Raw genomic sequence first — 19,838 nt, 5'->3', positions numbered from 1 at the left:
CCCGGATGTTTGATCTGGGCTGGACCGAGCTTTTGGTCATCGGCATCGTTGCCCTGATTGTGGTGGGGCCGAAAGACCTGCCCGTGCTGTTTCGCAATGTCGGTCGGTTTGTCGGCAAGGCCCGCGGGATGGCGCGCGAATTCACCAGCGCCATGAACGAGGCTGCTGATCAGGCAGGTGTGAACGAGATCAAGAAGGGTCTGAACGCGGCCACGAATCCCGTGAACAGCGCGATGGACGGTGTGAAAAAGGCCGCTCAGGATCTGAGCAGCAGTATCGACCCCACTAAGTTCGATCCTGAAAGCGAAACGGGCAAGCTGGCGGCTGAGCGGGCTAAACAGGCCAAGAAGATTCAAGCCACAACCGCCCGCGCTGCTGCCGAGCGAAAGGCCAAAGAAGCCTCTGACGCGCTGGCCAAGGCCGAAGAGGCTGAAGCCGCGCTGAACACTGAGAACAAGACATGAGCAAGACCGACGAAATCGAAGACAGCTCGGCGCCGCTGATCGAGCATCTGGCCGAATTGCGGACACGACTGATTCACTGCGTCGTGGCGTTTCTGATCGGTATGATCATCTGTTTCACGGTTGCGACCCCTCTTTTCAACTTTCTTACGCATCCTTTGTGTGAGGTGTTGAATGAGCGTGGGCAGGATTGCGGGCTGATCTTCATCTCGCCGCAGGAAGGCTTCTTTGTTGCGATCAAGGTGTCGCTGTTGGGGGGCTTCATTCTGGCGTTCCCCTATATCGGGATGCAGATGTGGCGCTTTGTTGCTCCGGGGCTTTATAGATCCGAGAAGAACGCGTTCCTGCCGTTCATGTTGGCCTCGCCCTTCATGTTCCTGTTGGGGGCAAGCTTCGCCTTCTATGTCGTGACGCCGTTGGCCTATGACTTTTTCCTCGGGTTCCAGCAGTTTGGCGCTGAAGGTGAGGCCGTCGTGGATGGCGCCACGGCTGCACCGCTGAGCGTCGTGTTCCAAGGCTCCGCTCAAGAATACCTGAACCTGACAATCAAGTTTATCGTGGCCTTCGGGCTGTGTTTCCAACTGCCCGTGTTGCTTACGCTGATGGGCAAGGCGGGGCTGGTCACGGCTGAGGGGCTTGGTAGTGTACGCAAATACGCGGTGGTCGCCATTCTGGTGCTTGCTGCGCTCGTGACGCCTCCGGACGTGATCACACAGATCATTCTGTTCGTAGTGGTCTACGGCCTTTATGAGGTGTCGATTTTCCTTGTGGCGCGGGTTGAGAAGAAACGCGAAGAACAACTCCGCGCGGATGGCTACTATGATGACGAGGCCGAAGCGGATGAGGACCTGATGCAGGAAGAAGACGGGAAATAATCTCTTGCTGTTCCCAAGACAGGCGCGCCATGACAGGCGCGCCTTTTTCGTTGGAACCCCTTGTTGCCAAAAGCCGAACGTGGTTTGACACCGTTGGATTAAAGCATTTCGGGTTTTACCTGAATCGCCAAGTGACACGAATGTCCCGAGAACGCTGAAGGCGTGACAGGGTATTCGTGTCACAGGTTTAACCCGAAACACTATAAGACCCCGGAGGCCGCCATGGATACCCAAGCCCTGAACCGTATCGCCGAAGCGCTAGAGCGGATGGCTCCGGCCCCTCTGGCGACTCCGGACTTCAATGCCACGCCGGCCTTCGTCTGGCAAGTTGAGCCAGACCGGCTTGAGCCTGTCCCTCAGGTCAACCGCGTTGATCTGGACCTGCTGGTCGGCATTAACCGTTCACGCGATACCTTACTGGACAACACAAGGCGCTTTGCGGCGGGGTACAAGGCCAACAATGCGCTGCTTTGGGGCGCGCGGGGGATGGGCAAATCCAGTCTCGTAAAGGCCGTCCACGGCACGCTGCAAACCGAGTACCGCGGTCTGAAACTGGTCGAGCTCCAACGCGAAGACATGAGTTCGGTCGCGCGGCTGTTGAACCACCTGCGCGCAGCGCCGCACCGGTTCATCCTTTTCTGCGATGACCTGTCGTTCAGCCACGATGACCAGCACTATAAGTCGCTCAAGGCTGTGCTGGATGGCGGCATTGAAGGCCGGCCAGAAAACGTCGTCTTTTACGCGACCTCGAACCGTCGCCATCTTATGCCACGGGACATGATCGAGAACGAACGCTCCAGCGCTATCAACCCGTCGGAAGCGGTCGAAGAAAAGGTCTCACTGTCCGACCGTTTCGGGCTTTGGCTCGGCTTCCACCCCTGTGATCAGGATGAATATCTGGCCATGATCGACCGTTACTGCGCCGCCTACAAGGTGTCGGTCGACCCTGACACTCTCCGCGCGGAAGCCATCGAATGGCAGGCGACGCGCGGGTCACGCTCGGGTCGCGTTGCGTGGCAATTCTTCGTCGATCTCGCCGGACGCAACGGCGTCCATATCGCGTGATCCCAGCTTCATCTGGCTAAAAATACCTCCGCCGGAGGCATGGCCCAACGGGCCATTCCTTACAACAACGCCAGAATCCGAGCTGCCTCATCCGCTGTGCTGGTCAGCACATCGCGATCCTCACCGGGATGAAACCGCGCGCGCACGGCGGTCGGCATCGGGGCGGGCTCGACAATCGACACCTTAGGCCCAGTTCGTTCAGTCTCAACCTGCCAACTGCGCGCAAGTGCAATCTGGGCGGCCTTGGTGGCGCCATAGATGCCATAGAACTTCTCGCCCGCTTTGGGGTCATCAAAGAACACGGCATGCCCGGCCTCACCCAGCAAAGGTGTCACATAAGGGATCAGAACCGAAGTGGCATTAGCGTTGGTGTTCATTGCCTTTGCCCACTCTTTGGGATCAACGAAATGGGCCGGTGTGAGGGCCGAGGTATGAACGGCCGTATGCAGCCACAAATCCACTTTGCCCCATCGGTCATGAAGACCGCGGCATAGGGTGGCCATCGCGTTTGGATCGGTAACGTCCATGGGCGCAAGGGTGGCCGAGCCGCCCTTGGCCTTGATCCGGTCGTCCAGCTCTTCCAGCCCGCCAGTGGTGCGGGCGACGGCGACGATGTGATGTTCGGGGGCCAGCGCTTCGGCCAGGGCCGCGCCCAACCCGCGAGAGGCCCCAGTGACGAGGGCAATTTTGGTCTGATCGGTCATTGCAGCGGTTTGAACGCCCGCGCGCGGGTCGTCAAGAGGGCGCTAGCCCCCTGGAATTCCAATCCGGCGGGTCTGGCCGCTTTGTCGCAGCATGATCCCGTGTTCATCAATGGCGACAACGGTGCCTGAGGCCACGCGGCTGCCCGGCTTGACCTCTTTCACACGCCCCGAAGACAGGCGCATCAACGCGCGCAGGTCGGCTTTCGGGCCAAAGACACCCAGAACCGAGACCGAATTTCTTTTCAACGCGCCCCGCTGCGTGGCCGCGCTTTTGACATTGGCATTTGGCATTTTCTGCGGTTCGAACCCGGTTCGAACCCCTTGAGTGAGTGGTGGTGAATCGCTGCCTACCAAACCGCAAAGTAAATCAAAAGATCACCCCGCTCGCATCAGATCACGGCGAGGTGAGGGGGCCGGAAGCCTTTGCAATCAGGTCATTCCTATCGGCAAAATCCAGCCAAAGCCGTGGCGATGCCCACGGCCTGCGTTGTTTTCTGATTCGCGTTGTCTCTTTAGCCCGACGCCAGTTTCGCCGCGTTCCACGACCCACCAACAACTTGCATGTCTTCGCGCTTTTTGCTGACGCGGGTGCTGTTTTCGAGACTGTCGAGATAGTCACCGCTGACGCTGCCGGTGATGTAGTTGCCGTCAAAGCAGGAACAGTCGAACGCCTCGATCTCTGGGTTGCCTTCTTTGGCGGCCCAGATCAGATCGTCGAGGTTCTGATAGAACAGAGCATCCGCGCCCAGTTCTTCGCGAATCTCTTCGATCTCTTTGCCATTGGCGATCAACTCGTGCTTGGTGGGCATGTCGATACCATAGACATTGGGGTATTTCACCGGCGGTGAAGCGCTGGCGATGTAGACCTTCTTGGCCCCGGCCTCACGGCACATCTGCACGATCTTCTTGATCGTATTTCCGCGCACGATCGAGTCGTCGATCAGCAGGACATTGTGATCCTTGAACTCCAGCGGAATGGCGTTCAGCTTGCGGCGGACGGATTTCTGACGCTCTGCCTGACCGGGCATGATGAATGTTCGACCGACATAGCGGTTCTTTACCAGACCTTCGCGATAGGGGATGCCGGTGATCTTGGCGGCCTCAAGCGCCACGGGGCGGGCGCTGTCGGGAACCGGGATGATCCGGTCGATCTGAAGACCCGAGTCCTGAATCTGTTTGGCCAGCGTTTGCCCCATACGCATCTGGGTTTTGTAGACCGAGACGCCGTCCAGCAGGGAATCCGGACGGGCGAGGTAGACATATTCGAAGATACAGGGCGTTAACTTGCCTTCGACGGCCTGAAACTCGTGCATGTTGCCGTCCAGATCAATCAGGATGGCCTCGCCCGGGTTCAGGTCACGGATCTTGGTAAAGCCGTTGATGCCAAAGGCCACATCCTCAGAGGCGAAGGCGTAGTCATTGCCATCGCCCCCGGTCTCGCGGATTGCAACCGAAAGGGGACGAATGCCGTGCGGGTCGCGGAAGGCCAGCATGCCAACACCGGCGACAAGGCAGATGACCGAGTAAGCGCCTTGCACACGCTCCATCGTCATCTTAACTCCGGCAAAGATGTTGCGGATGGGCTCGGCGTTTCCGTTCACTTTGATCGCGTCGGCCACTTTGTCGGCCAGAACGTTCAGCAGGATCTCGGAATCTGACGTGGTGCGCAGGTGACGGCTGTACTTGCCGGTGACCTTTTCGCGTTGCTCGGCGGTGTTGGTGATGTTGCCGTTATGGACCAAATAGATCCCGTAGGGCGCGTTGACAAAAAATGGCTGCGCCTCGGACGCGCTGAGCGACCCTGCGGTGGGATAGCGCACATGGCCCATGCCGACCTTGCCCAGAAGCGTTTCGGCATCCGTCGCGTTGAACACGTCCTTGACCAGACCGTTTGCTTTTTTCTCGCGAAAGAACTCACCGTTGTATGTGACGATCCCCGAGGCGTCCTGCCCCCGGTGCTGCAGCATCAACAGCCCGTCATAGATTTCCGCAAACACATCATGTGTCCGGCTTGCGATCCCCAAAATCCCACACATTTACGGGCTCCAATTACTATGACGTTTTGACCAGAGGGTTGAGTGACGGCCGGATAGGGAGGGGTCGTACCGTTCGTATCTTGCAGGCCAGACGGTGCATTATCACCGCATTGCAGGCAGATGAACATTGAAAGGACAAACCCGACAGCTCCGATTCCGTGGCAGTTTGGCCTCCACATACTGCCTTAGAACGCGGCTGTCATCAAAGGATCACATTTCTATAGGCCGCAGTTCCGATTTCTTCAGTTGCGGCGTGGTGACATATGAATTCATTTGTGCTGACATATGCATAATTTCATCGCGGATCTTATCGGGGAGGGGGCCAGAATGTGGCAGGAACGCTCACCAAACAAGAAAGATGAGCCGCCAAAAAGGCGCTGCCATCGGTGCCGTGGTATGGGGCGTGCGCCGTGCCCGATCTGCAATGGGGCAGGTGAAGTGGTCAAAAGCCGAGATATTCTGGGCAAACCGATTTCCAGCCGGTGTGATGGCTGTTTCGGCTTGAAAACCACCCGCTGCACGGTCTGCGGGGGTGAGGGGTTTGTTCAATGAAAAAGCCCGGCGCGAGGCCGGGCTTTTCGAAGAACATTATGTACAAATTAGCTGTCGGTGGTTTCCGCAGCAGGGGCCGAGTCGCCTGCGGTGCAGCTGGCCACCAGTTCTTCGTATTGTGCAGTGACCCAACCCAGCGCGGCCTCGGGGTTTTGTTCTTCGATCTGGGTGCTGAACTGTTCGAACACCTTGGCCGAGCGGCTTTCGTCTACAAGCGTGTAGGACTGGCCGGTCATCACGGTGTCGTAGACAAAGAACGCGATAGCGACCAGCAGGATGCCCCGCGCGATGCCGAAGAAGAAGCCAAGCGCCTGATCCAGACCGCCCAGTGCCGACCGTTGCACCAGCGATGAAAATAGCGGCGTAAAGATGCTGACGATGATCAGGGCAATTGCAAACACGGCCGCAAAGCCGGTGATTACCGATAACTCGCAGCTGTCGCGCAGGAAGTCTCCGACCACCGGGATTTCTTTGACCAGCGGCACGGCCTGCGGTGCGAAGATGAATGCGAGGACAGCTGCTGCCACCCAACCCGCGATGGCAAGAACCTCGCGCATGAAACCGCGCGAATAGGCCAGAATGCCTGACAGCACGATGATCAGGGCCACAACCCCGTCAATAATTGTAAAACCTTCCATGGCCCTCGCCTGTTCTTTTTCTGCCCCTCAGGGCCGGACTTTAACCTGCTCCGAAGGTTTCGCCAACAAACCCAACCAAATCAGAGGGTCGGGTGAGTGTCAGACCTGCCACAGTGCCGGTTTTGCCACCCGCCGGAGCGATTGCCGATGTGAAACCAAGTTTTTGTGCTTCTTTCAACCTGTTTTCGGTCTGAGGGGCCGGTCTAAGTGCCCCGGACAGCGAGATTTCTCCGAAAACGACCGTATCAGCGGGCAGGGCGCTGTCTTCGCGTGCACTTAATAACGCTGCGGCAACAGCCAGATCGGCGGCGGGTTCACTGACCTTCAGCCCTCCAGCCACGTTCAGATAGACGTCGAGACCCGCGAAGGGGATGCCGCACCGGGCCTCGAGCACGGCGAGGATCATCGCTAAACGCCCGCTGTCCCAACCGACGACGGTACGGCGGGGTTGCGAATGCGGTGACGGGGCGACCAAGGCTTGCAATTCCACCAAGACGGGGCGGGTGCCCTCGATCCCGGCAAAAACGGCCGAGCCGGGGCTGGGCGTGCCGCGTTCGGACAGGAACAGGGCCGAGGGATTGGTGACCTGCGCCAGCCCTTTGCCCGTCATCTCGAACACGCCGATCTCATCTGCGGGGCCAAAACGGTTCTTGACCGCGCGAAGGATGCGGAACTGGTGGCCGCGTTCGCCCTCGAAATAGAGAACGGTGTCGACCATATGTTCGACGACGCGCGGGCCTGCGATCTGGCCTTCTTTGGTGACATGGCCGACCATGACGATCGACACGCCATGTCGTTTCGCAAACGTGGTCAATTCATGAGCTGCGGCGCGGACTTGTGACACCGAGCCGGGCGCGCTGTCCACATTGTCGGCCCACATGGTCTGAATCGAGTCGATGATGGCGAGGCCGGGTTTTTCAGCCTCAAGCGTCGTCAGGATATTGCGCAGATTGGTTTCTGCCGCCAGTTGGACCGGCGCGTCCTCGAGCCCCAGACGGCGAGCACGCATACGGACCTGCGCGCTGGCTTCTTCCCCCGAGAAATAAATTGTTTTGACGCCCGCGCGCGCAAACCGAGCAGCGGCTTGCAGCAGAAGAGTGGATTTGCCGATGCCGGGGTCTCCGCCCACCAGCAGGGCCGAGGCGGGGACGAGGCCGCCTCCCAGAACGCGGTCAAGCTCATCCACCCCGCTGAGTGTACGGGGTGGCGGGGTCTCCTCGGTCGACAAGTCCGTGAGTGCAATGGACTGGCCCCGCTTGCCGCCGAGGGATTTCTTGGCTGGACCCGCCGATAGGGGCACGTCCTGAGTGATCGTGTTCCATTCGCCGCAGGCGTCGCATCGCCCGGACCATCTTGTATGTGTCGCACCGCAGGCCGAACAGGAGAAAGAAGCCGTCTTTGCCATGAGGCCTTTGGTGCCCGAGGATGGGCGGCTCTTCAAGCCCTTGTGGGCTTTCATCTCCGCCGGTGGCGCGCCGCGTCCTCAGGCCCTGCGGGCCTTCGGGTGCGCGCGGCGCTGACGCGCCTATTCCGCAGCGCGAGGGGGCGACATGGCGACCACGCTGGAAGCGCTGGGGTCGCTGCCGTCAGGTGGTGTCTGCAGTGGTGTCTGCAATTGCGCTGAAAGCTCGGGGAGGAGGTCGAACAGTTCATCCCGCAGGCGTGACAGTTGGGATTTGGCGATGGATTCCTCGATCTCGATATCGCGGGTCCATTGGCTGAGTTCGTGTAGGATGGTCTGGGCGTCCTCGATCCGTTGCTGGAAAAGTTCGACCTCTTCCTGCCGTTGTTTCAGGAATGTGCGGGCGCGTTCCACCCTCTCGTTGCCATAGGTTTCGGCCAGTTCGTGGCTGATTTGGCTCATCTGAGCGGCCGTTTCCAGGATTTCAGGTTCCAAAGCCTGAAGGTCGGGATGGTCGCGCAGGAACGCCATACGCTCTTTGACCGCATCGAACTCCGAGGCCAGAGCGAAAACGCCGCAGCGGTCGGCAGCATGGGCGACTTGGTACGCTTCGACGATGTCTTGCATATTCAGCGAAAACTTCCTGTGCGCGTTCTCAAGCGCCATCATCCGGGCGCTGGAGGGCAGGTAAAAGCCGAGCATGAGAATCAGACAGGTCAGGCCGATCTGAACAAAAATCCCAGCGTCGATCACGCCGGTCTGGCCGAATCCGGCCTGAAGGGACAGCCAGGGCAAAACCCCCAGCGCCGAGAGTGAGGTTGCAAACACCGCGCCGAGGGCTGCGATGCAGATCATGAAAAAAGTCAGTCTTAAAAAGGCATTCTGAAATTGCAATGTAATGTTGTTGAGGGCGGGCATGGTCGTCCATCTCCTTCTCAAACCGATACAAATCGGGCCGAAGCTGAGGACATATCAAACACGCAAGGTGATCCTCTGCGGACCCGTACACGACTAGAACTTTGCTGCTCGAAATATAAAGATGATACTTAGAAATGTGTTTTCAATCAACACGGTCTAAGGTTTTCGTGATGTGGATGTCATCTCGGTAACATATCCCAGCGCGATCGAGGCCAGAATGCAGCCGGTAAACAAGTAGAGGCCCCAGGCCGTCTCGATGGTCGCGTAAGAGATCCCCTTGGCCAGCGTGATGTAGAGCGCGATGAGGAAGATATCCGCCATGGCGAGCTTGCCCAGGATGTTCAGCGCGGGTTGGACGCGGGCATCCAGCAGGTCCCATTGGATCAAGGCGGTGCCGATGGTTTTGATGTAGGGCGCAAAGAGGGCGAAGACGGTGACGACCAGCGCGAGGAAGATGTCGGATTTCCACAGGGATTGGAGGCCGGTGATGACGCTGATTTCGGAAAGTCCGAAGATCGGTAGCAGGCCCGCGCGCATCAGTGGGGCGAACCACGCGATGGGGTAGAGGATCAGGAGGGAGAGGGTGGCGAGGCGGAGGGTCATTGGCTGTGCGTCTCGGCGAGATTTCAGATTTTGCGGCGATGTTTTGTTATGGTTAACTTAAATCGGTACTCGCCACTGAGTTATTTTTAGACGGGGAGGAACGATGTCGGGTTTTGTGGCCTACAAGTCAATTGTCGATCCATCGGACTGTGATTTTCTGGGGCATATGAATGTGTCCAAGTATTTTGCTGCATGCTCGGATTCCGTTTTTGCGTTGCAGGCAGAGCTGGGGCTTACGGCCGAAGACATGCGATCGGGACGAAAGCTATCCTTTGCGGTGGTCCATGCAGACAGCAATTTTCTTGCAGAATTGAGTGCCGGCGAAGCGATACAGATGGAAATCGAAATCCTGGAGGTAGGAACGAAATCCATGACCTTCAGCAACAAACTAATTCGAGTTACGGACAGTGAAACGACATTTTCCACTGTTTCCAAATGTGTCTTGCTCAACCTGCAGACAAGGCGCGCAGAAGCTATTCCGCAGGACGTTATCGAACGTTCGACTAAGTGGATGGCAAAGAGCGAAAATTAACGCACCGCCTCAATCGGCCCCTCTGCGCTTCCGCTGATGAACTGCTCCAGATACGGATCGCCCGAGGCATCCATCTGACCCACAGGCCCAGTCCACTGGATCACCCCGTCATGCAGCATCGCCACGTTGTCGGCAATTGCGCGGACGGAGGTCATATCGTGGGTGATGGTCATAGCGGTCGCGCCCATCTCGGTCACAATCTCGCGGATCAGATCGTTGATTACGCCGGACATGATCGGGTCCAGCCCCGTCGTGGGCTCGTCGAAAAAGATGATCTCGGGCTCGGCGGCGATGGCGCGGGCAAGGCCAACGCGTTTTTGCATCCCGCCCGACAGCTCGGAGGGGTAAAGGTCGGCCACCTTGGCGCGCATGCCGACGCGGCGCAGTTTTTCGATGGCGATCTCGCGCGCCTCATCCGTGGGGCGTTTCAGCGAGCCTCGTAGCAGGCGGAAGGCAACGTTCTGCCAGACGGGCAGCGAGTCGAACAGCGCCGCACCCTGGAACAACATGCCAAAGCGCGCCAGAAACGCGTCGCGGTCGCCCTTGCTGGCGTCCTTGCCATCGACATAGATCATGCCGCTGTCGGGCTTGATCAGGCCGAGGATACATTTCAGCGCGACCGATTTGCCGGTGCCGGACCCACCGATAATCACCATCGAGGTGCCTTTGGGGATCTCAAGGTTCATGCCCTGCAGCACGTGATTGTCATCAAAGGACTTTTTGACGTTCTCCATCCAGATCATAGCGAGAAGAACACTCCTGTCAGAACGAAGTTGGCGGCGAGGATCAGCACGGCTGCTGCCTCGACCGAGCCTTTGGTGGCGCGGCCCACACCCTGTGCGCCCCGGCCCGAGTTCATGCCGTAGTAGCAGCCCATGATGGCCGCGATCAGGCCGAAAGCGGCCCCTTTGACCAGGGATGAGACGATGTCGCGGGCCTCAAGGAAGTTGACCGTGTTTTGCAGGTAGGCGGCCGGATTGAACCCGAGGTTCTGTGTCGCCACCGTATAGCCGCCCATGATGCCGATGATGTCCCCGATACCGACAAGGATCGGCACCGTGATCAGCGCCGCCAGCACGCGCGGAGCGGTCAGGTATTTCATCGGATGGGTCGACAGGGTGACCAGCGCGTCAATCTGCTCGGTCACTTTCATCGTGGCGATTTCGGCGGCGATAGAGGAGGTCACGCGGGCGGCGATCATCAGGCCGACCAGCACCGGGCCAAGCTCTCGCACCATGCCGATGGCAACGATCTGAGGGACCACGGCCTCGGCATTGAACCGCGCGCCGCCTGCGTAGATCTGCAGGGCCAGTGCGCCGCCGGTGAAGATAGCGGTCAGGCCGACCACGGGCAGCGACAGCCAGCCGATATTCAGCAGCGCCATTGCGATCTCGCGCGGATAGTAAGGCGGGCGCAGGATATGCGACAGCGAGTCCAGAGCGAACAGGGTCACGCGCCCGAACGCGGCCAGCAGGGTCAGAACTGTGCGGCCCAGCCCACCCAGCAGAGACAGCGGGTTCATTCCACGTACCCTCGTGAATAACGGCGGCCCATTGAGGTCAGGATTTCATAACCGATCGTGCCGGCGGCCTCGGCCAGATCATCGACGGTCTGATGTCCGTTAAGGATGCGCAGTTTCTCTGGCTCAAAGCCCAGATCGGTGACATCGATGGTGATCAGATCCATCGAGATGCGGCCGACGACCGGGCAGGGTTGGTTTCCTGCGAAGGCGTCAATGCCGCCGCCGATAGCGCGGTGTAGGCCGTCGGCGTATCCAGCTGTGACGGTTGCGATCTTCGACGGGCGGCGTGCCGTCCAGCTGTTGCCATAGCCCACGGTTTCTCCGACCGCGACGTCGCGCACTTGCACGACTGGCAGATCGACGGTGACGACGGGCTTGGCTTCGGCAAAAGGCATCCCGCCATATAGGCCGATGCCCGGGCGGCAGAAGTCAAAGTGGAATTCAGGCCCCAGTAAGGTGCCTCCGGTGGCTGCCAGAGACCGGGGGGCTGTCATACCGTCGGTCATCCCGCGAAACGCGGACAGCTGCTGCTGGTTCATTGGGTGGTCCGGCTCATCCGCGCAGGCCAGATGAGACATCACAACCGCCGGGTTCAACGCCTCGGCCTTGGGGCGCAACTCGGCCCAGTCGGCGGGCTCCAGCCCCAGACGGTTCATGCCGGTGTCAAGCTGGATGCCGAACCCATGTTCAGGCAGAGCCTGTTGGTGGCGTTGGAATTGCTCGCCCGAGTTGATCAGGGGTGTTAGGTCGTGATCGCGCAGCAGCTCGGTATCCCCGTCCATATGACCTGAGAATACAGCGATCATCGGGCCGGGCCCGACCGCCTCGCGAACGTCTGCGCCTTCTTCGGCGACGGCAACAAAGAACTTGCGGACACCTTCCTCGGCCAAGGACCAGGCGACAGGTTCGGCCCCAAGACCATAGGCGTCGGCCTTAACTACGGCGCCGGTTTCGACATCCGTTTTTGCATCGAGCGCCCGCCAGTTGCTGGCGAGCGCCTGAAGATTGATCGTCAAACGTGCGGTACTCATGGAGTTGTTCATGACACTGGAACGCGGCAGGTCAAGAGGGGATCGTACACAACCTGTCAGGAAAATCCGCAAGATAGGCGGCATACGGCCATCTGACGCAGGAATTTGGGCAGGATTGAGGGGCTTTTGACTGGCAGTGATGCGCGCGTTGGGATTGTGCAGCGATACAAGTCAAAGGTCTTTTGAACGGCGGATCGTTCAGAGTGACCCACGCGGGTGACCCGTCTTATCGCCGCTCGTCAAGCAGGGGCTTGTTGTTGTTAAGGTGCCGGGTCACCAATTTGCGTTGGCGTTTATTGCTTGGAATGTAGCGAGCAGGCTGTGGGGCGGCAAAGATGGCAAGCTGCGGGAACAGCAGCATCAACTCCTCGCGTGAAGCTTGGTCCATGGATTGCAGCGCCTGCAGCCCGGTAAACAGGCTTTCGCTGGGCGCGTCTTCGGCAAACAGCACCACGTGGCGGTCGAACACAAGGTGGTGATAGGTCACCTGCGAGACACTGGTGTCGACGAAAACGCCGGGCATAGGGATCAACTGAATGGCCGAGACTAAAACGGATTCGGTCCCGAACATGCGCTGCGCAATCGGAGATCGGATCAGCATCCGATGCTGGCGCGAGACCATAAGATCACGTTTCGGCAGCGACTGCCCAAGCGCGCCAGCGACGATGCGAACCGGAAACAGTTGCGGGGTCTTTATCAACTCGGCCCGGTTGAGGCTGCGGGACAGGGTCATACGCAGGGTCTCCGGCGGGCCATCTTCGAGTAGAACCTGATCTCCGGCGCGGAGTGCCTCAACAGGAACCTTGCCACGCGGCGTGCCGATCAGAGTGCCGGCTGTGAAGCATGGCGCGCCGGGGCTTGGGTTGGGGTTCTCGACGAAATTCAACCCGTCGGTCGAGGTCAGGGACGAGGTGTCATCTGTTCCGTTGCTGCCGATCTGGGTAGAGGTCTGCCCGCTGGCGGCGCCTTGTGTTGCGGTGACCTCATTGTCGAAGGACACAAAGCTCAGCACCGTGCCATTGTCGTCAAGCGACACAGCGCCCAGCCGGTTGATACGTGCCGAGACCACATAATAGTCGAAACCGTTGACCGTGTTCACCGGCGCTGTATCGACATCTGTGGAGCTACGTACTGTTCCGTTGGCATTGTAAACTTGAACCCTCAGGTCCGAGACATCCGTACCGGTCGGAACGCGGATTTCGATGAAATCGCCGTCTGGCGCAAAATTTGGCCCGTTTCTGTATCGTATTTCCGAAATGATCGCGGGCAATGACGTAGGCCTTGCTAAAATCCGGCAGTACGTGCCGTCATTCAGTACACACTAACACACCACGATTGGCATTCAAAATCGGCTGTTTGAATGTTTGAGGGGGCTTTTAGTACCCTTCGATCTCGCCGCCCTGTTGCCAGGGCTTGACCAGATTGCCAAAGCGGGTGAACTGCGCCTCGAACGACAACTCGACCGTGCCGATGGGGCCGTGGCGCTGCTTGCCGACAATCACCTCGGCCTTGCCATGCAGGCGCTCCATGGCCTGTTTCCACTCTTCCATCTTTTCCAGCTCATGATCGCCTGGCTTTTCGCGTTCCTTGTAATATTCCTCACGGAATACAAACATCACCACGTCCGCATCCTGTTCGATCGAGCCCGATTCCCGCAGATCGCTTAGCTGCGGGCGTTTGTCGTCGCGGCTTTCTACCTGACGGCTCAGCTGGGACAAGGCGATGACGGGGATGTTCAGTTCCTTGGCAATCGCTTTCATGCCCATCGAAATCTCGGCGATTTCGTTGACGCGGTTGTCGGACATGCCCCGGCACAGCTGCAGATAGTCGATGACCAGCAGGTCCAGTCCATGCGTCCGCTTCAACCGCCGCGCACGCGCTGCCAACTGCGAAATCGGCAGGGCAGGCGTGTCGTCAATGAACAGGGGGCAGGCTTCCAATTCCTTCGCCGCGTCGACGAACCGGCGGAACTCGGCCTCGGTCATGTCACCTTGACGGATCTTGTGGCTGGAGATTTCCGAGGCTTCGGCCAGAACACGACCTGCCAGCTGTTCGGCGCTCATCTCGAGCGAGAAGAAACCCACGACACCGCCATCAATCGCGCCTTCGCTGCCATCGGGTTTCTGCCCGCGCTTATAGGCCTTGGCCACGTTGAACGCCACGTTGGTCGCAAGAGAGGTTTTACCCATCGACGGACGACCGGCAAGGATGATCAGGTCGGACGGGTGCAATCCGCCCAATTGTTTGTCCAAGTCGGCCAGACCGGTGGAAATCCCCGCCATGCCGCCACCACGCTGGTAGGCTTCGTTGGTGACGTTGACGGCTTCTGTGACCGCCTTGAGGAAGGATTGGAAACCTTGTTCGGTCTGGCCCTGCTCAGAAAGCTGATAGAGCTGTTGCTCGGCCTCGACGATTTGTTCTTTGGGCTCGCTGGACACATCGACCCGCGCCGCCTTGTCCGAGATGTCCCGGCCCAGCCGGATCAATTCGCGCCGGATCGCCAGATCATAGATCATCTGGGCATAGTCATGCACCGCAAAGGCACTGATCGACGCCCCGGCGAGTTTGACCAGATAGGCGGGTCCGCCCAGTTCTTTCAGGCCCTCATCCTCGGCCATGAAGGATTTCAGCGTCACGGGCGAGGCCAGGGCGTTCTTGGCGATACGGGTCGAGGCGACCTCGTAGATGCGGGCATGGACCGGGTCGTAGAAATGCTCGGCCCCGATGATCGAAGCAACCCGGTCATAGAGGTCGTTGTTGGTCAGGATCGCGCCCAGAAGCTGCTGCTCGGCCTCAATGGAATGCGGCATGGTCTCGGCGTTTTGAATCTGCGCCGCTGCCTGCTCGATACTGCTGATCTCGTTCATCTTGTCCCCGCTGCCCGTTCCGAGGTTCTACACGCCAAGCCCCGGTTCAAGCTATCTGCAAATGAATGGGGGTAAGTTGGGATAACCGCCCCCGGCTTCGGGATAACTGCCCATCTGAATGGGGATAACTTCCGCCCAGTTTTGCACGGGACGAAAGCTATCGCAACATTTGGTGTGATGGGCGCGCAATTCGACTAGATAGGCGTGCTTTGGATCGATTCGAAAACCAAATATCCCCAGCTTACCCACAGGCCGAATTTTACGATTTATTCGCGTCCTGCCACCCGCGCGGGTCGTTCAGGAACGCTTCGACACCGCTAAGGGTCTCTTCGTCAAAGGCCTTTTGCGCTTTGGCTTCGGCCAGAACGTTCCACCAAGTGCACAGCGAATGCAGCTTCACGCCGTGATCGCCCAGCGTCTTTTCGGTCTCGGGGAAGATGCCGTAGTAGAAGATCACTGCGGTATGGTGGCAGGTTGCGCCCGTTTCACGGATCGCATCGACGAAGGACAGTTTCGAGCCGCCATCGGTGGTCAGATCCTCGACCAGCAGCACGCGTTCCCCTTCGCTCATCGCGCCTTCGATGCGGGCGTTGCGGCCGTAGCCTTTGGGCTTCTTGCGCACATAGGTCATGGGCAGGGCCATCCGCTCTGCGACCATGGCGGCAAAGGGGATGCCTGCGGTTTCACCGCCCGCGATATTGTCAAACGCCTCGAACCCGGCTTCGCGCATCACGGTGACGGTCAGGAAGTCCATCAGGGTCGAGCGAATGCGCGGGTATGAGATCAGCTTGCGGCAATCGATATAGGTGGGGCTGGGCAGGCCCGAGGCCAGCGTGAACGGCTCACGCGAGTTGAAGTGAACGGCCTTGATCTCCAGCAGCATCCGCGCGGTCAGGCGGGCGATTTCAGAGCTGTCGGGAAATGAACTGGGGATCATGGCGCAAACCTCGGGGCTGAAAGAGTGTTGCGGGCTGATAGCCTGTCCATCGGCCCGGAGTCGAGAGGGCCGAACAAAGAAAAAGCGGACCCGCGACAGGTCCGCTTTTGCCCTTACGGGCAATGGGCAACCAAGGTGGGCTTAGCTGCTCATGTCATAGGCACGCTCGCCGTGGACCGACAGGTCGAGGCCGTTTGTCTCGGTCTCGGCGTCTACGCGAAGCGGGGTGATGGCTGCAACCACCTTAATCAACACAAAGGTGACAACTGCCGTAAAGGCACCCACAATCACGAGGCCTCCAAGCTGCGCTGTCCATGTGCCCAGACCGAAGAGCGCAATCATCAGGGTTCCAAAGATGCCCCCGACACCGTGCACGGCAAAGACGTCCAGCGTGTCGTCGATGTTCAACTTGTTGCGGATGACAAAGACGGCCTCCTGACACAGAACACCTGCAACGGCGCCAATAATCAGAGCCTGTACCGGACCCACAAAGCCCGAGGCCGGAGTGATTGAGGCCAGACCCGCGATGGTGCCGGTGACAAGACCCACCATAGACGCTTTGCCAAAACGGATCTTCTCCCACAGTGCCCAGGTCAGGGATGCAGTTGCGGCGGACAGATGTGTGACGGTCATGGCCATCGCGGCGCCTCCGTCAGCGGCCAGTTGCGAACCGCCGTTGAAACCGAACCAGCCTACCCACAACATCGCGGCGCCGATCATGACAAAGCCCGGATTGTGCGGAGGCGTCGTGCGGTTGCGGCGTGGGCCGAGGATTACGGCGATGATCAGCGCGGCCAGACCCGCGGTCTCGTGAACAACGATGCCACCGGCAAAGTCGCGTACGCCGATCTCACCCAGAATGCCGCCATCGGACAGCATCCCACCGCCCCAGATCCAGTGGACCACAGGCGCGTAGCACAGCAGCATCCACAGGCCCGAGAAGGTGAGGACAAAGCCAAAGCCGACCCGCTCGACATAGGCGCCGACGATTAGGGCGGGGGTGATGATCGCGAAGGTCATCTGGAAGGCAAAGAATAGGATTTCGGGTAGGGTGCCCGCCAGGCTTTCGGCATCGACCCCGTTCAGGAACGCTTTGCCCAATCCACCCCAGAACCCGCTTTCACCGGGCCCGAAGGCGATGGAATAACCCGCGACCAGCCAAAGGATGCTCATTAAACAGGCAATCGAGAAGCAGTGCATAAACACGCTGAGGACATTTCGGGCACGCACAAGCCCGCCATAGAACAGGGCAAGGCCCGGCAATGTCATGAACAGGACCAGTGCGGTTGCCACAATGATCCAGGCTGTATCGGCTCCGTTCATGGGCCGGTCTCCTTTTTTGCCGTTTGGGCGTCGGCCGGGCAAACCGCCACGGCCGACACCTCGTGAGTGGTGTGCGGCGGGTTGAAGCTGAGCTGGAACGGGGAAAAAAGAGGCAGAGGTGCAAAAAGACGCCTATTTTGACGGCTTTTTGTCAACTGACGCATAATTTTGCGTCATGGTGACGACTTTGCTGTAAATTTAATCGGTTTGCGAAAGGCCGGAATAAAGCATTTTCAGTGCATGATCCCGCGCGGCCTGACGAACCCTTTCGCGCCCCAGAGCGCCGAACTCGACAGTTTCGGTGCGCGTGGGTTGCCCTGCGGCAGCAAGGCCAAAGCACACCCGACCTTCGGGTTTGAATTCTGACCCTCCGGGGCCTGCGATGCCAGTGATCGACACGGCCAGTTGCGCGCGCGACTGCCTCAGTGCGCCATCGGCCATTTCTTGTGCGACCTGCTCTGAGACCGCACCATAGGCGTTCAGTGTCTCTCCGCGCACACCAAGCATCTGCTGTTTGGCGTCGTTGGTGTAGGTGACGAACCCCCGGTCCACCACGGCCGAGCTGCCGGGGATGTCGGTCAAGGCAGTAGCCACCATGCCGCCCGTGCAGCTTTCTGCGGTCGCGATCATGATGCCTTGCTCTACGGCACGGTCCAACAGCTCAGATACGGTCATAGGCCCAACACTCCATGTGCGATCCCGGCCAGAACCATCACACCGATGGCGGCAAAAACACCGGCGATCACATCATCCAGCATCACGCCCATCGCGTCTCCTTTGCGATCGGCCCAGCCGACCGGGCCGGGCTTGGTGATGTCGAACAGCCGGAACAGCAGGAAACCCGCGACCCAACCGGGCCAGAGCGCGGTGATCTCGATCCCGTGTGCCCAGCTTGGGTAGGAAATGGCCCAGAGCGCGATGAATTGGCCCGCGACCTCATCGACGACGATCTCGGATGGATCGTGATCCTCTTGCCCGGCGGTCATCACCTTTGTGGCCCAAAGGCCCGCGATGAACACCACGAGCGTCGAGAGGACGAGTAGGGGGAAGCCGCCCAAAACGTGCAGGACCCAGACCAGGGGCACGGCCGCAAGTGATCCCCATGTGCCGGGGGCAGGGCGCAGATATCCGACGCCGCAAACGGTTCCGATCAGACGCGCGATGTTCATGCTTTCACCAGGCAGGCAGTGGCGAGCGACGCGATCCCTTCGCTACGGCCGGTAAAGCCCAGACGCTCGGACGTGGTTGCCTTGATCGAGACCTGATCGGCGCGCAATCCCATGATTTTAGACATTTCTTCTTTCATTTTTAGGGCATGAGGACCGATCTTGGGGTGTTCGCAGACCAGCGTACAATCGACATTCGAGATGCGGTAGCCCATCGCCTCGGCCAGCTCGACCGCATGGCGCAGGAAGATCTCGCTGGCTGCGCCTTTCCATTGCGGGTCCGAAGGCGGGAAGTGCTGGCCGATATCCCCTTGTGCTAGCGCGCCGTAAATCGCGTCGGTGACCGCGTGCATCCCGACATCCGCGTCGGAATGCCCTTGTAACCCGCGCTCATGCGGGACTTTCACACCGCAGAGGATCACGTGATCGCCATCGCCAAAACGATGCACGTCATAGCCGTTGCCCAGCCTCACATCCATTTTCGTTCCCATTATCCGTTCCGCCCGTGCGAAATCCTCAGGGCGGGTGATTTTCAGATTGTCCGCATCGCCCGGCACAATGCGAACTTCAAGACCTGCGTCCCGTGCGACCTCAACATCATCCGCGGCTCCGCCGGGACGCGCGGCATGCGCTTTGACGATGGAATCGTAGTCAAACCCCTGAGGGGTCTGCGCTGCAAACAGGTTGCTACGGTCCTGCGTGCCAGAAACCGAGCCATCATGCCCGATCCAAAGCGCATCCGTAACGGGTAAACCAGGGGCGGCGGCCTGATGGGTATCCAGCGCGCTCAGGACGTTCTGAATGAGATGTGCCGAGACACAGGGCCGCGCCACGTCATGGATCAGCACACGACTCACCTGGTGATTTTCCAATGCCTGCAATCCGTTACGAACTGAACCTGACCGATCTGCGCCACCAGCCGCAAGTATCAGGTCGGTTTCGCGAAACTCCTCCCAGGCCGTGGTGTCATCTTCCGACAGGACCAAAACAATGTGGTCAGCGAGGCCGCGAAACCGGTCGATCGTCCAATCCGCCACGCGTCGACCACCCAGCGCGCGCCATTGCTTGGGCGTGCCGCCTCCGGCGCGCAATCCGCGCCCTGCGGCAACGATTATGGCGGCTGTGGTCATGGTCGGGTTTCTCCGGAATGCTGCGCTTTGTTTAGGGGGCGGTGAATGCAGAGGCAATCACCCATGGTAATGTGAT

The 19,838-nt window shown here is 59.4% G+C and carries 22 protein-coding genes; 5 read left to right on the top strand and 17 right to left on the bottom strand.

What is annotated here, in order from left to right; genetic code table 11:
- Positions 1–5: 5 nt before the first annotated feature.
- The 3 genes from tatB (at position 6) to ACR0JF_RS01925 (ending at position 2,401) form a co-directional block, all read left to right on the top strand.
- The gene (gene tatB / locus ACR0JF_RS01935) at positions 6–464 is read left to right on the top strand and encodes a Sec-independent protein translocase protein TatB (RefSeq protein ID WP_170659706.1); all 459 of its coding nucleotides are present in this window, start codon (positions 6–8) and stop codon (positions 462–464) included.
- Positions 461–1,336, top strand: coding sequence for a twin-arginine translocase subunit TatC (tatC, locus tag ACR0JF_RS01930; protein ID WP_170373885.1), 876 nt, complete (start codon positions 461–463; stop codon positions 1,334–1,336). Before tatB ends, tatC begins: the two co-directional genes overlap by 4 nt.
- Positions 1,337–1,558: 222 nt before the next feature.
- A complete protein-coding gene (locus ACR0JF_RS01925; RefSeq protein ID WP_170659704.1) occupies positions 1,559–2,401 on the top strand; it encodes an ATP-binding protein in 843 nt (280 codons plus the stop codon).
- Between the two features lie 59 nt (positions 2,402–2,460).
- On the opposite strand, the gene ACR0JF_RS01920 is transcribed toward ACR0JF_RS01925, so the two are convergent.
- The 3 genes from ACR0JF_RS01920 to purF form a co-directional block, all read right to left on the bottom strand.
- Positions 2,461–3,105 carry an SDR family NAD(P)-dependent oxidoreductase gene (locus tag ACR0JF_RS01920; protein WP_170659703.1) on the bottom strand — a complete coding sequence of 215 codons (645 nt, stop codon included), beginning with the start codon at positions 3,103–3,105 and terminating at the stop codon, positions 2,461–2,463.
- Positions 3,106–3,147: 42 nt separating this feature from the next.
- Complete coding sequence (locus tag ACR0JF_RS01915) at positions 3,148–3,396, bottom strand: hypothetical protein (protein WP_170373882.1); 249 nt, start codon at positions 3,394–3,396, stop codon at positions 3,148–3,150.
- A gap of 221 nt (positions 3,397–3,617) precedes the next feature.
- The gene (gene purF / locus ACR0JF_RS01910; RefSeq protein WP_170659702.1) at positions 3,618–5,141 is read right to left on the bottom strand and encodes an amidophosphoribosyltransferase; all 1,524 of its coding nucleotides are present in this window, start codon (positions 5,139–5,141) and stop codon (positions 3,618–3,620) included.
- Positions 5,142–5,499: 358 nt separating this feature from the next.
- Between purF and ACR0JF_RS01905 the strand changes: the two genes are divergently transcribed.
- The gene (locus tag ACR0JF_RS01905) at positions 5,500–5,646 is read left to right on the top strand and encodes a hypothetical protein (RefSeq protein ID WP_170659701.1); all 147 of its coding nucleotides are present in this window, start codon (positions 5,500–5,502) and stop codon (positions 5,644–5,646) included.
- 94 nt (positions 5,647–5,740) lie between these two features.
- Here ACR0JF_RS01905 and ACR0JF_RS01900 read toward each other — a convergent pair whose 3' ends face one another.
- From ACR0JF_RS01900 to ACR0JF_RS01885, 4 genes are all read right to left on the bottom strand, one after another.
- The gene (locus ACR0JF_RS01900; protein ID WP_170641868.1) at positions 5,741–6,331 is read right to left on the bottom strand and encodes a CvpA family protein; all 591 of its coding nucleotides are present in this window, start codon (positions 6,329–6,331) and stop codon (positions 5,741–5,743) included.
- A gap of 40 nt (positions 6,332–6,371) precedes the next feature.
- The gene (gene radA, locus ACR0JF_RS01895) at positions 6,372–7,736 is read right to left on the bottom strand and encodes a DNA repair protein RadA (protein ID WP_170659700.1); all 1,365 of its coding nucleotides are present in this window, start codon (positions 7,734–7,736) and stop codon (positions 6,372–6,374) included.
- Positions 7,737–7,856: 120 nt separating this feature from the next.
- On the bottom strand, positions 7,857–8,651 hold the full coding sequence (locus ACR0JF_RS01890; protein WP_170659699.1) for a kinetochore Spc7 family protein: 795 nt from the start codon (positions 8,649–8,651) through the stop codon (positions 7,857–7,859).
- A 156-nt stretch (positions 8,652–8,807) separates the two neighbouring features.
- Entirely contained in the window at positions 8,808–9,254 is a 447-nt protein-coding gene (locus ACR0JF_RS01885; RefSeq protein WP_170659698.1) for a paraquat-inducible protein A, read from the bottom strand.
- 103 nt (positions 9,255–9,357) lie between these two features.
- Here ACR0JF_RS01885 and ACR0JF_RS01880 point away from each other — a divergent pair, with 103 nt between their 5' ends.
- Positions 9,358–9,786: a thioesterase family protein gene (locus ACR0JF_RS01880; protein WP_170659697.1), complete on the top strand. Its 429-nt coding sequence runs from the start codon at positions 9,358–9,360 to the stop codon at positions 9,784–9,786.
- Here the strand turns inward: ACR0JF_RS01880 and ACR0JF_RS01875 are convergent.
- From ACR0JF_RS01875 to ACR0JF_RS01830, 10 genes are all read right to left on the bottom strand, one after another.
- Entirely contained in the window at positions 9,783–10,529 is a 747-nt protein-coding gene (locus ACR0JF_RS01875; RefSeq protein WP_170659696.1) for an ATP-binding cassette domain-containing protein, read from the bottom strand. The genes ACR0JF_RS01880 and ACR0JF_RS01875 overlap by 4 nt on opposite strands.
- Positions 10,526–11,308 carry an MlaE family ABC transporter permease gene (locus ACR0JF_RS01870; RefSeq protein WP_170458563.1) on the bottom strand — a complete coding sequence of 261 codons (783 nt, stop codon included), beginning with the start codon at positions 11,306–11,308 and terminating at the stop codon, positions 10,526–10,528. The genes ACR0JF_RS01875 and ACR0JF_RS01870 overlap by 4 nt, the downstream gene beginning before the upstream one ends.
- On the bottom strand, positions 11,305–12,339 hold the full coding sequence (alr, locus tag ACR0JF_RS01865) for an alanine racemase (RefSeq protein WP_170659695.1): 1,035 nt from the start codon (positions 12,337–12,339) through the stop codon (positions 11,305–11,307). Before alr ends, ACR0JF_RS01870 begins: the two co-directional genes overlap by 4 nt.
- A gap of 226 nt (positions 12,340–12,565) precedes the next feature.
- Positions 12,566–13,609 (bottom strand): Hint domain-containing protein, encoded by a 1,044-nt coding sequence (locus tag ACR0JF_RS01860; RefSeq protein ID WP_480668865.1) that lies wholly within the window; start codon positions 13,607–13,609, stop codon positions 12,566–12,568.
- Positions 13,610–13,715: 106 nt separating this feature from the next.
- Positions 13,716–15,206, bottom strand: a complete 1,491-nt coding sequence (locus tag ACR0JF_RS01855; RefSeq protein ID WP_170659694.1) for a replicative DNA helicase — start codon at positions 15,204–15,206, stop codon at positions 13,716–13,718.
- 259 nt (positions 15,207–15,465) lie between these two features.
- Positions 15,466–16,143, bottom strand: a complete 678-nt coding sequence (locus ACR0JF_RS01850) for an orotate phosphoribosyltransferase (protein WP_170659693.1) — start codon at positions 16,141–16,143, stop codon at positions 15,466–15,468.
- Positions 16,144–16,284: 141 nt separating this feature from the next.
- Positions 16,285–17,466 (bottom strand): ammonium transporter, encoded by a 1,182-nt coding sequence (locus ACR0JF_RS01845; protein WP_170659692.1) that lies wholly within the window; start codon positions 17,464–17,466, stop codon positions 16,285–16,287.
- Between the two features lie 198 nt (positions 17,467–17,664).
- Complete coding sequence (locus tag ACR0JF_RS01840) at positions 17,665–18,141, bottom strand: CinA family protein (protein WP_170659691.1); 477 nt, start codon at positions 18,139–18,141, stop codon at positions 17,665–17,667.
- Complete coding sequence (locus tag ACR0JF_RS01835) at positions 18,138–18,635, bottom strand: phosphatidylglycerophosphatase A family protein (RefSeq protein WP_170659690.1); 498 nt, start codon at positions 18,633–18,635, stop codon at positions 18,138–18,140. Before ACR0JF_RS01835 ends, ACR0JF_RS01840 begins: the two co-directional genes overlap by 4 nt.
- On the bottom strand, positions 18,632–19,762 hold the full coding sequence (locus ACR0JF_RS01830; protein ID WP_170659689.1) for a bifunctional 2-C-methyl-D-erythritol 4-phosphate cytidylyltransferase/2-C-methyl-D-erythritol 2,4-cyclodiphosphate synthase: 1,131 nt from the start codon (positions 19,760–19,762) through the stop codon (positions 18,632–18,634). The genes ACR0JF_RS01835 and ACR0JF_RS01830 overlap by 4 nt, the downstream gene beginning before the upstream one ends.
- Positions 19,763–19,838 lie beyond the last annotated feature (76 nt).

The organism is Ruegeria sp. BG11 (assembly GCF_056538565.1).
This window is presented reverse-complemented; position numbering and strand designations above follow the sequence as displayed.

Coding starts and splice junctions, on each gene's coding strand:
- ACR0JF_RS01890 (WP_170659699.1), bottom strand. CDS start 8,651: ATGCCCGCCCTCAACAACATTACATTGCAATTTCAGAATGCCTTTTTA.
- radA (WP_170659700.1), bottom strand. CDS start 7,736: ATGGCAAAGACGGCTTCTTTCTCCTGTTCGGCCTGCGGTGCGACACAT.
- ACR0JF_RS01915 (WP_170373882.1), bottom strand. CDS start 3,396: ATGCCAAATGCCAATGTCAAAAGCGCGGCCACGCAGCGGGGCGCGTTG.
- ACR0JF_RS01845 (WP_170659692.1), bottom strand. CDS start 17,466: ATGAACGGAGCCGATACAGCCTGGATCATTGTGGCAACCGCACTGGTC.
- ACR0JF_RS01920 (WP_170659703.1), bottom strand. CDS start 3,105: ATGACCGATCAGACCAAAATTGCCCTCGTCACTGGGGCCTCTCGCGGG.
- ACR0JF_RS01855 (WP_170659694.1), bottom strand. CDS start 15,206: ATGAACGAGATCAGCAGTATCGAGCAGGCAGCGGCGCAGATTCAAAAC.
- ACR0JF_RS01835 (WP_170659690.1), bottom strand. CDS start 18,635: ATGAACATCGCGCGTCTGATCGGAACCGTTTGCGGCGTCGGATATCTG.
- ACR0JF_RS01900 (WP_170641868.1), bottom strand. CDS start 6,331: ATGGAAGGTTTTACAATTATTGACGGGGTTGTGGCCCTGATCATCGTG.
- alr (WP_170659695.1), bottom strand. CDS start 12,339: ATGAGTACCGCACGTTTGACGATCAATCTTCAGGCGCTCGCCAGCAAC.
- ACR0JF_RS01850 (WP_170659693.1), bottom strand. CDS start 16,143: ATGATCCCCAGTTCATTTCCCGACAGCTCTGAAATCGCCCGCCTGACC.
- ACR0JF_RS01875 (WP_170659696.1), bottom strand. CDS start 10,529: ATGATCTGGATGGAGAACGTCAAAAAGTCCTTTGATGACAATCACGTG.
- tatC (WP_170373885.1), top strand. CDS start 461: ATGAGCAAGACCGACGAAATCGAAGACAGCTCGGCGCCGCTGATCGAG.
- ACR0JF_RS01885 (WP_170659698.1), bottom strand. CDS start 9,254: ATGACCCTCCGCCTCGCCACCCTCTCCCTCCTGATCCTCTACCCCATC.
- purF (WP_170659702.1), bottom strand. CDS start 5,141: ATGTGTGGGATTTTGGGGATCGCAAGCCGGACACATGATGTGTTTGCG.
- ACR0JF_RS01870 (WP_170458563.1), bottom strand. CDS start 11,308: ATGAACCCGCTGTCTCTGCTGGGTGGGCTGGGCCGCACAGTTCTGACC.
- ACR0JF_RS01880 (WP_170659697.1), top strand. CDS start 9,358: ATGTCGGGTTTTGTGGCCTACAAGTCAATTGTCGATCCATCGGACTGT.
- tatB (WP_170659706.1), top strand. CDS start 6: ATGTTTGATCTGGGCTGGACCGAGCTTTTGGTCATCGGCATCGTTGCC.
- ACR0JF_RS01905 (WP_170659701.1), top strand. CDS start 5,500: ATGAGCCGCCAAAAAGGCGCTGCCATCGGTGCCGTGGTATGGGGCGTG.
- ACR0JF_RS01925 (WP_170659704.1), top strand. CDS start 1,559: ATGGATACCCAAGCCCTGAACCGTATCGCCGAAGCGCTAGAGCGGATG.
- ACR0JF_RS01840 (WP_170659691.1), bottom strand. CDS start 18,141: ATGACCGTATCTGAGCTGTTGGACCGTGCCGTAGAGCAAGGCATCATG.
- ACR0JF_RS01830 (WP_170659689.1), bottom strand. CDS start 19,762: ATGACCACAGCCGCCATAATCGTTGCCGCAGGGCGCGGATTGCGCGCC.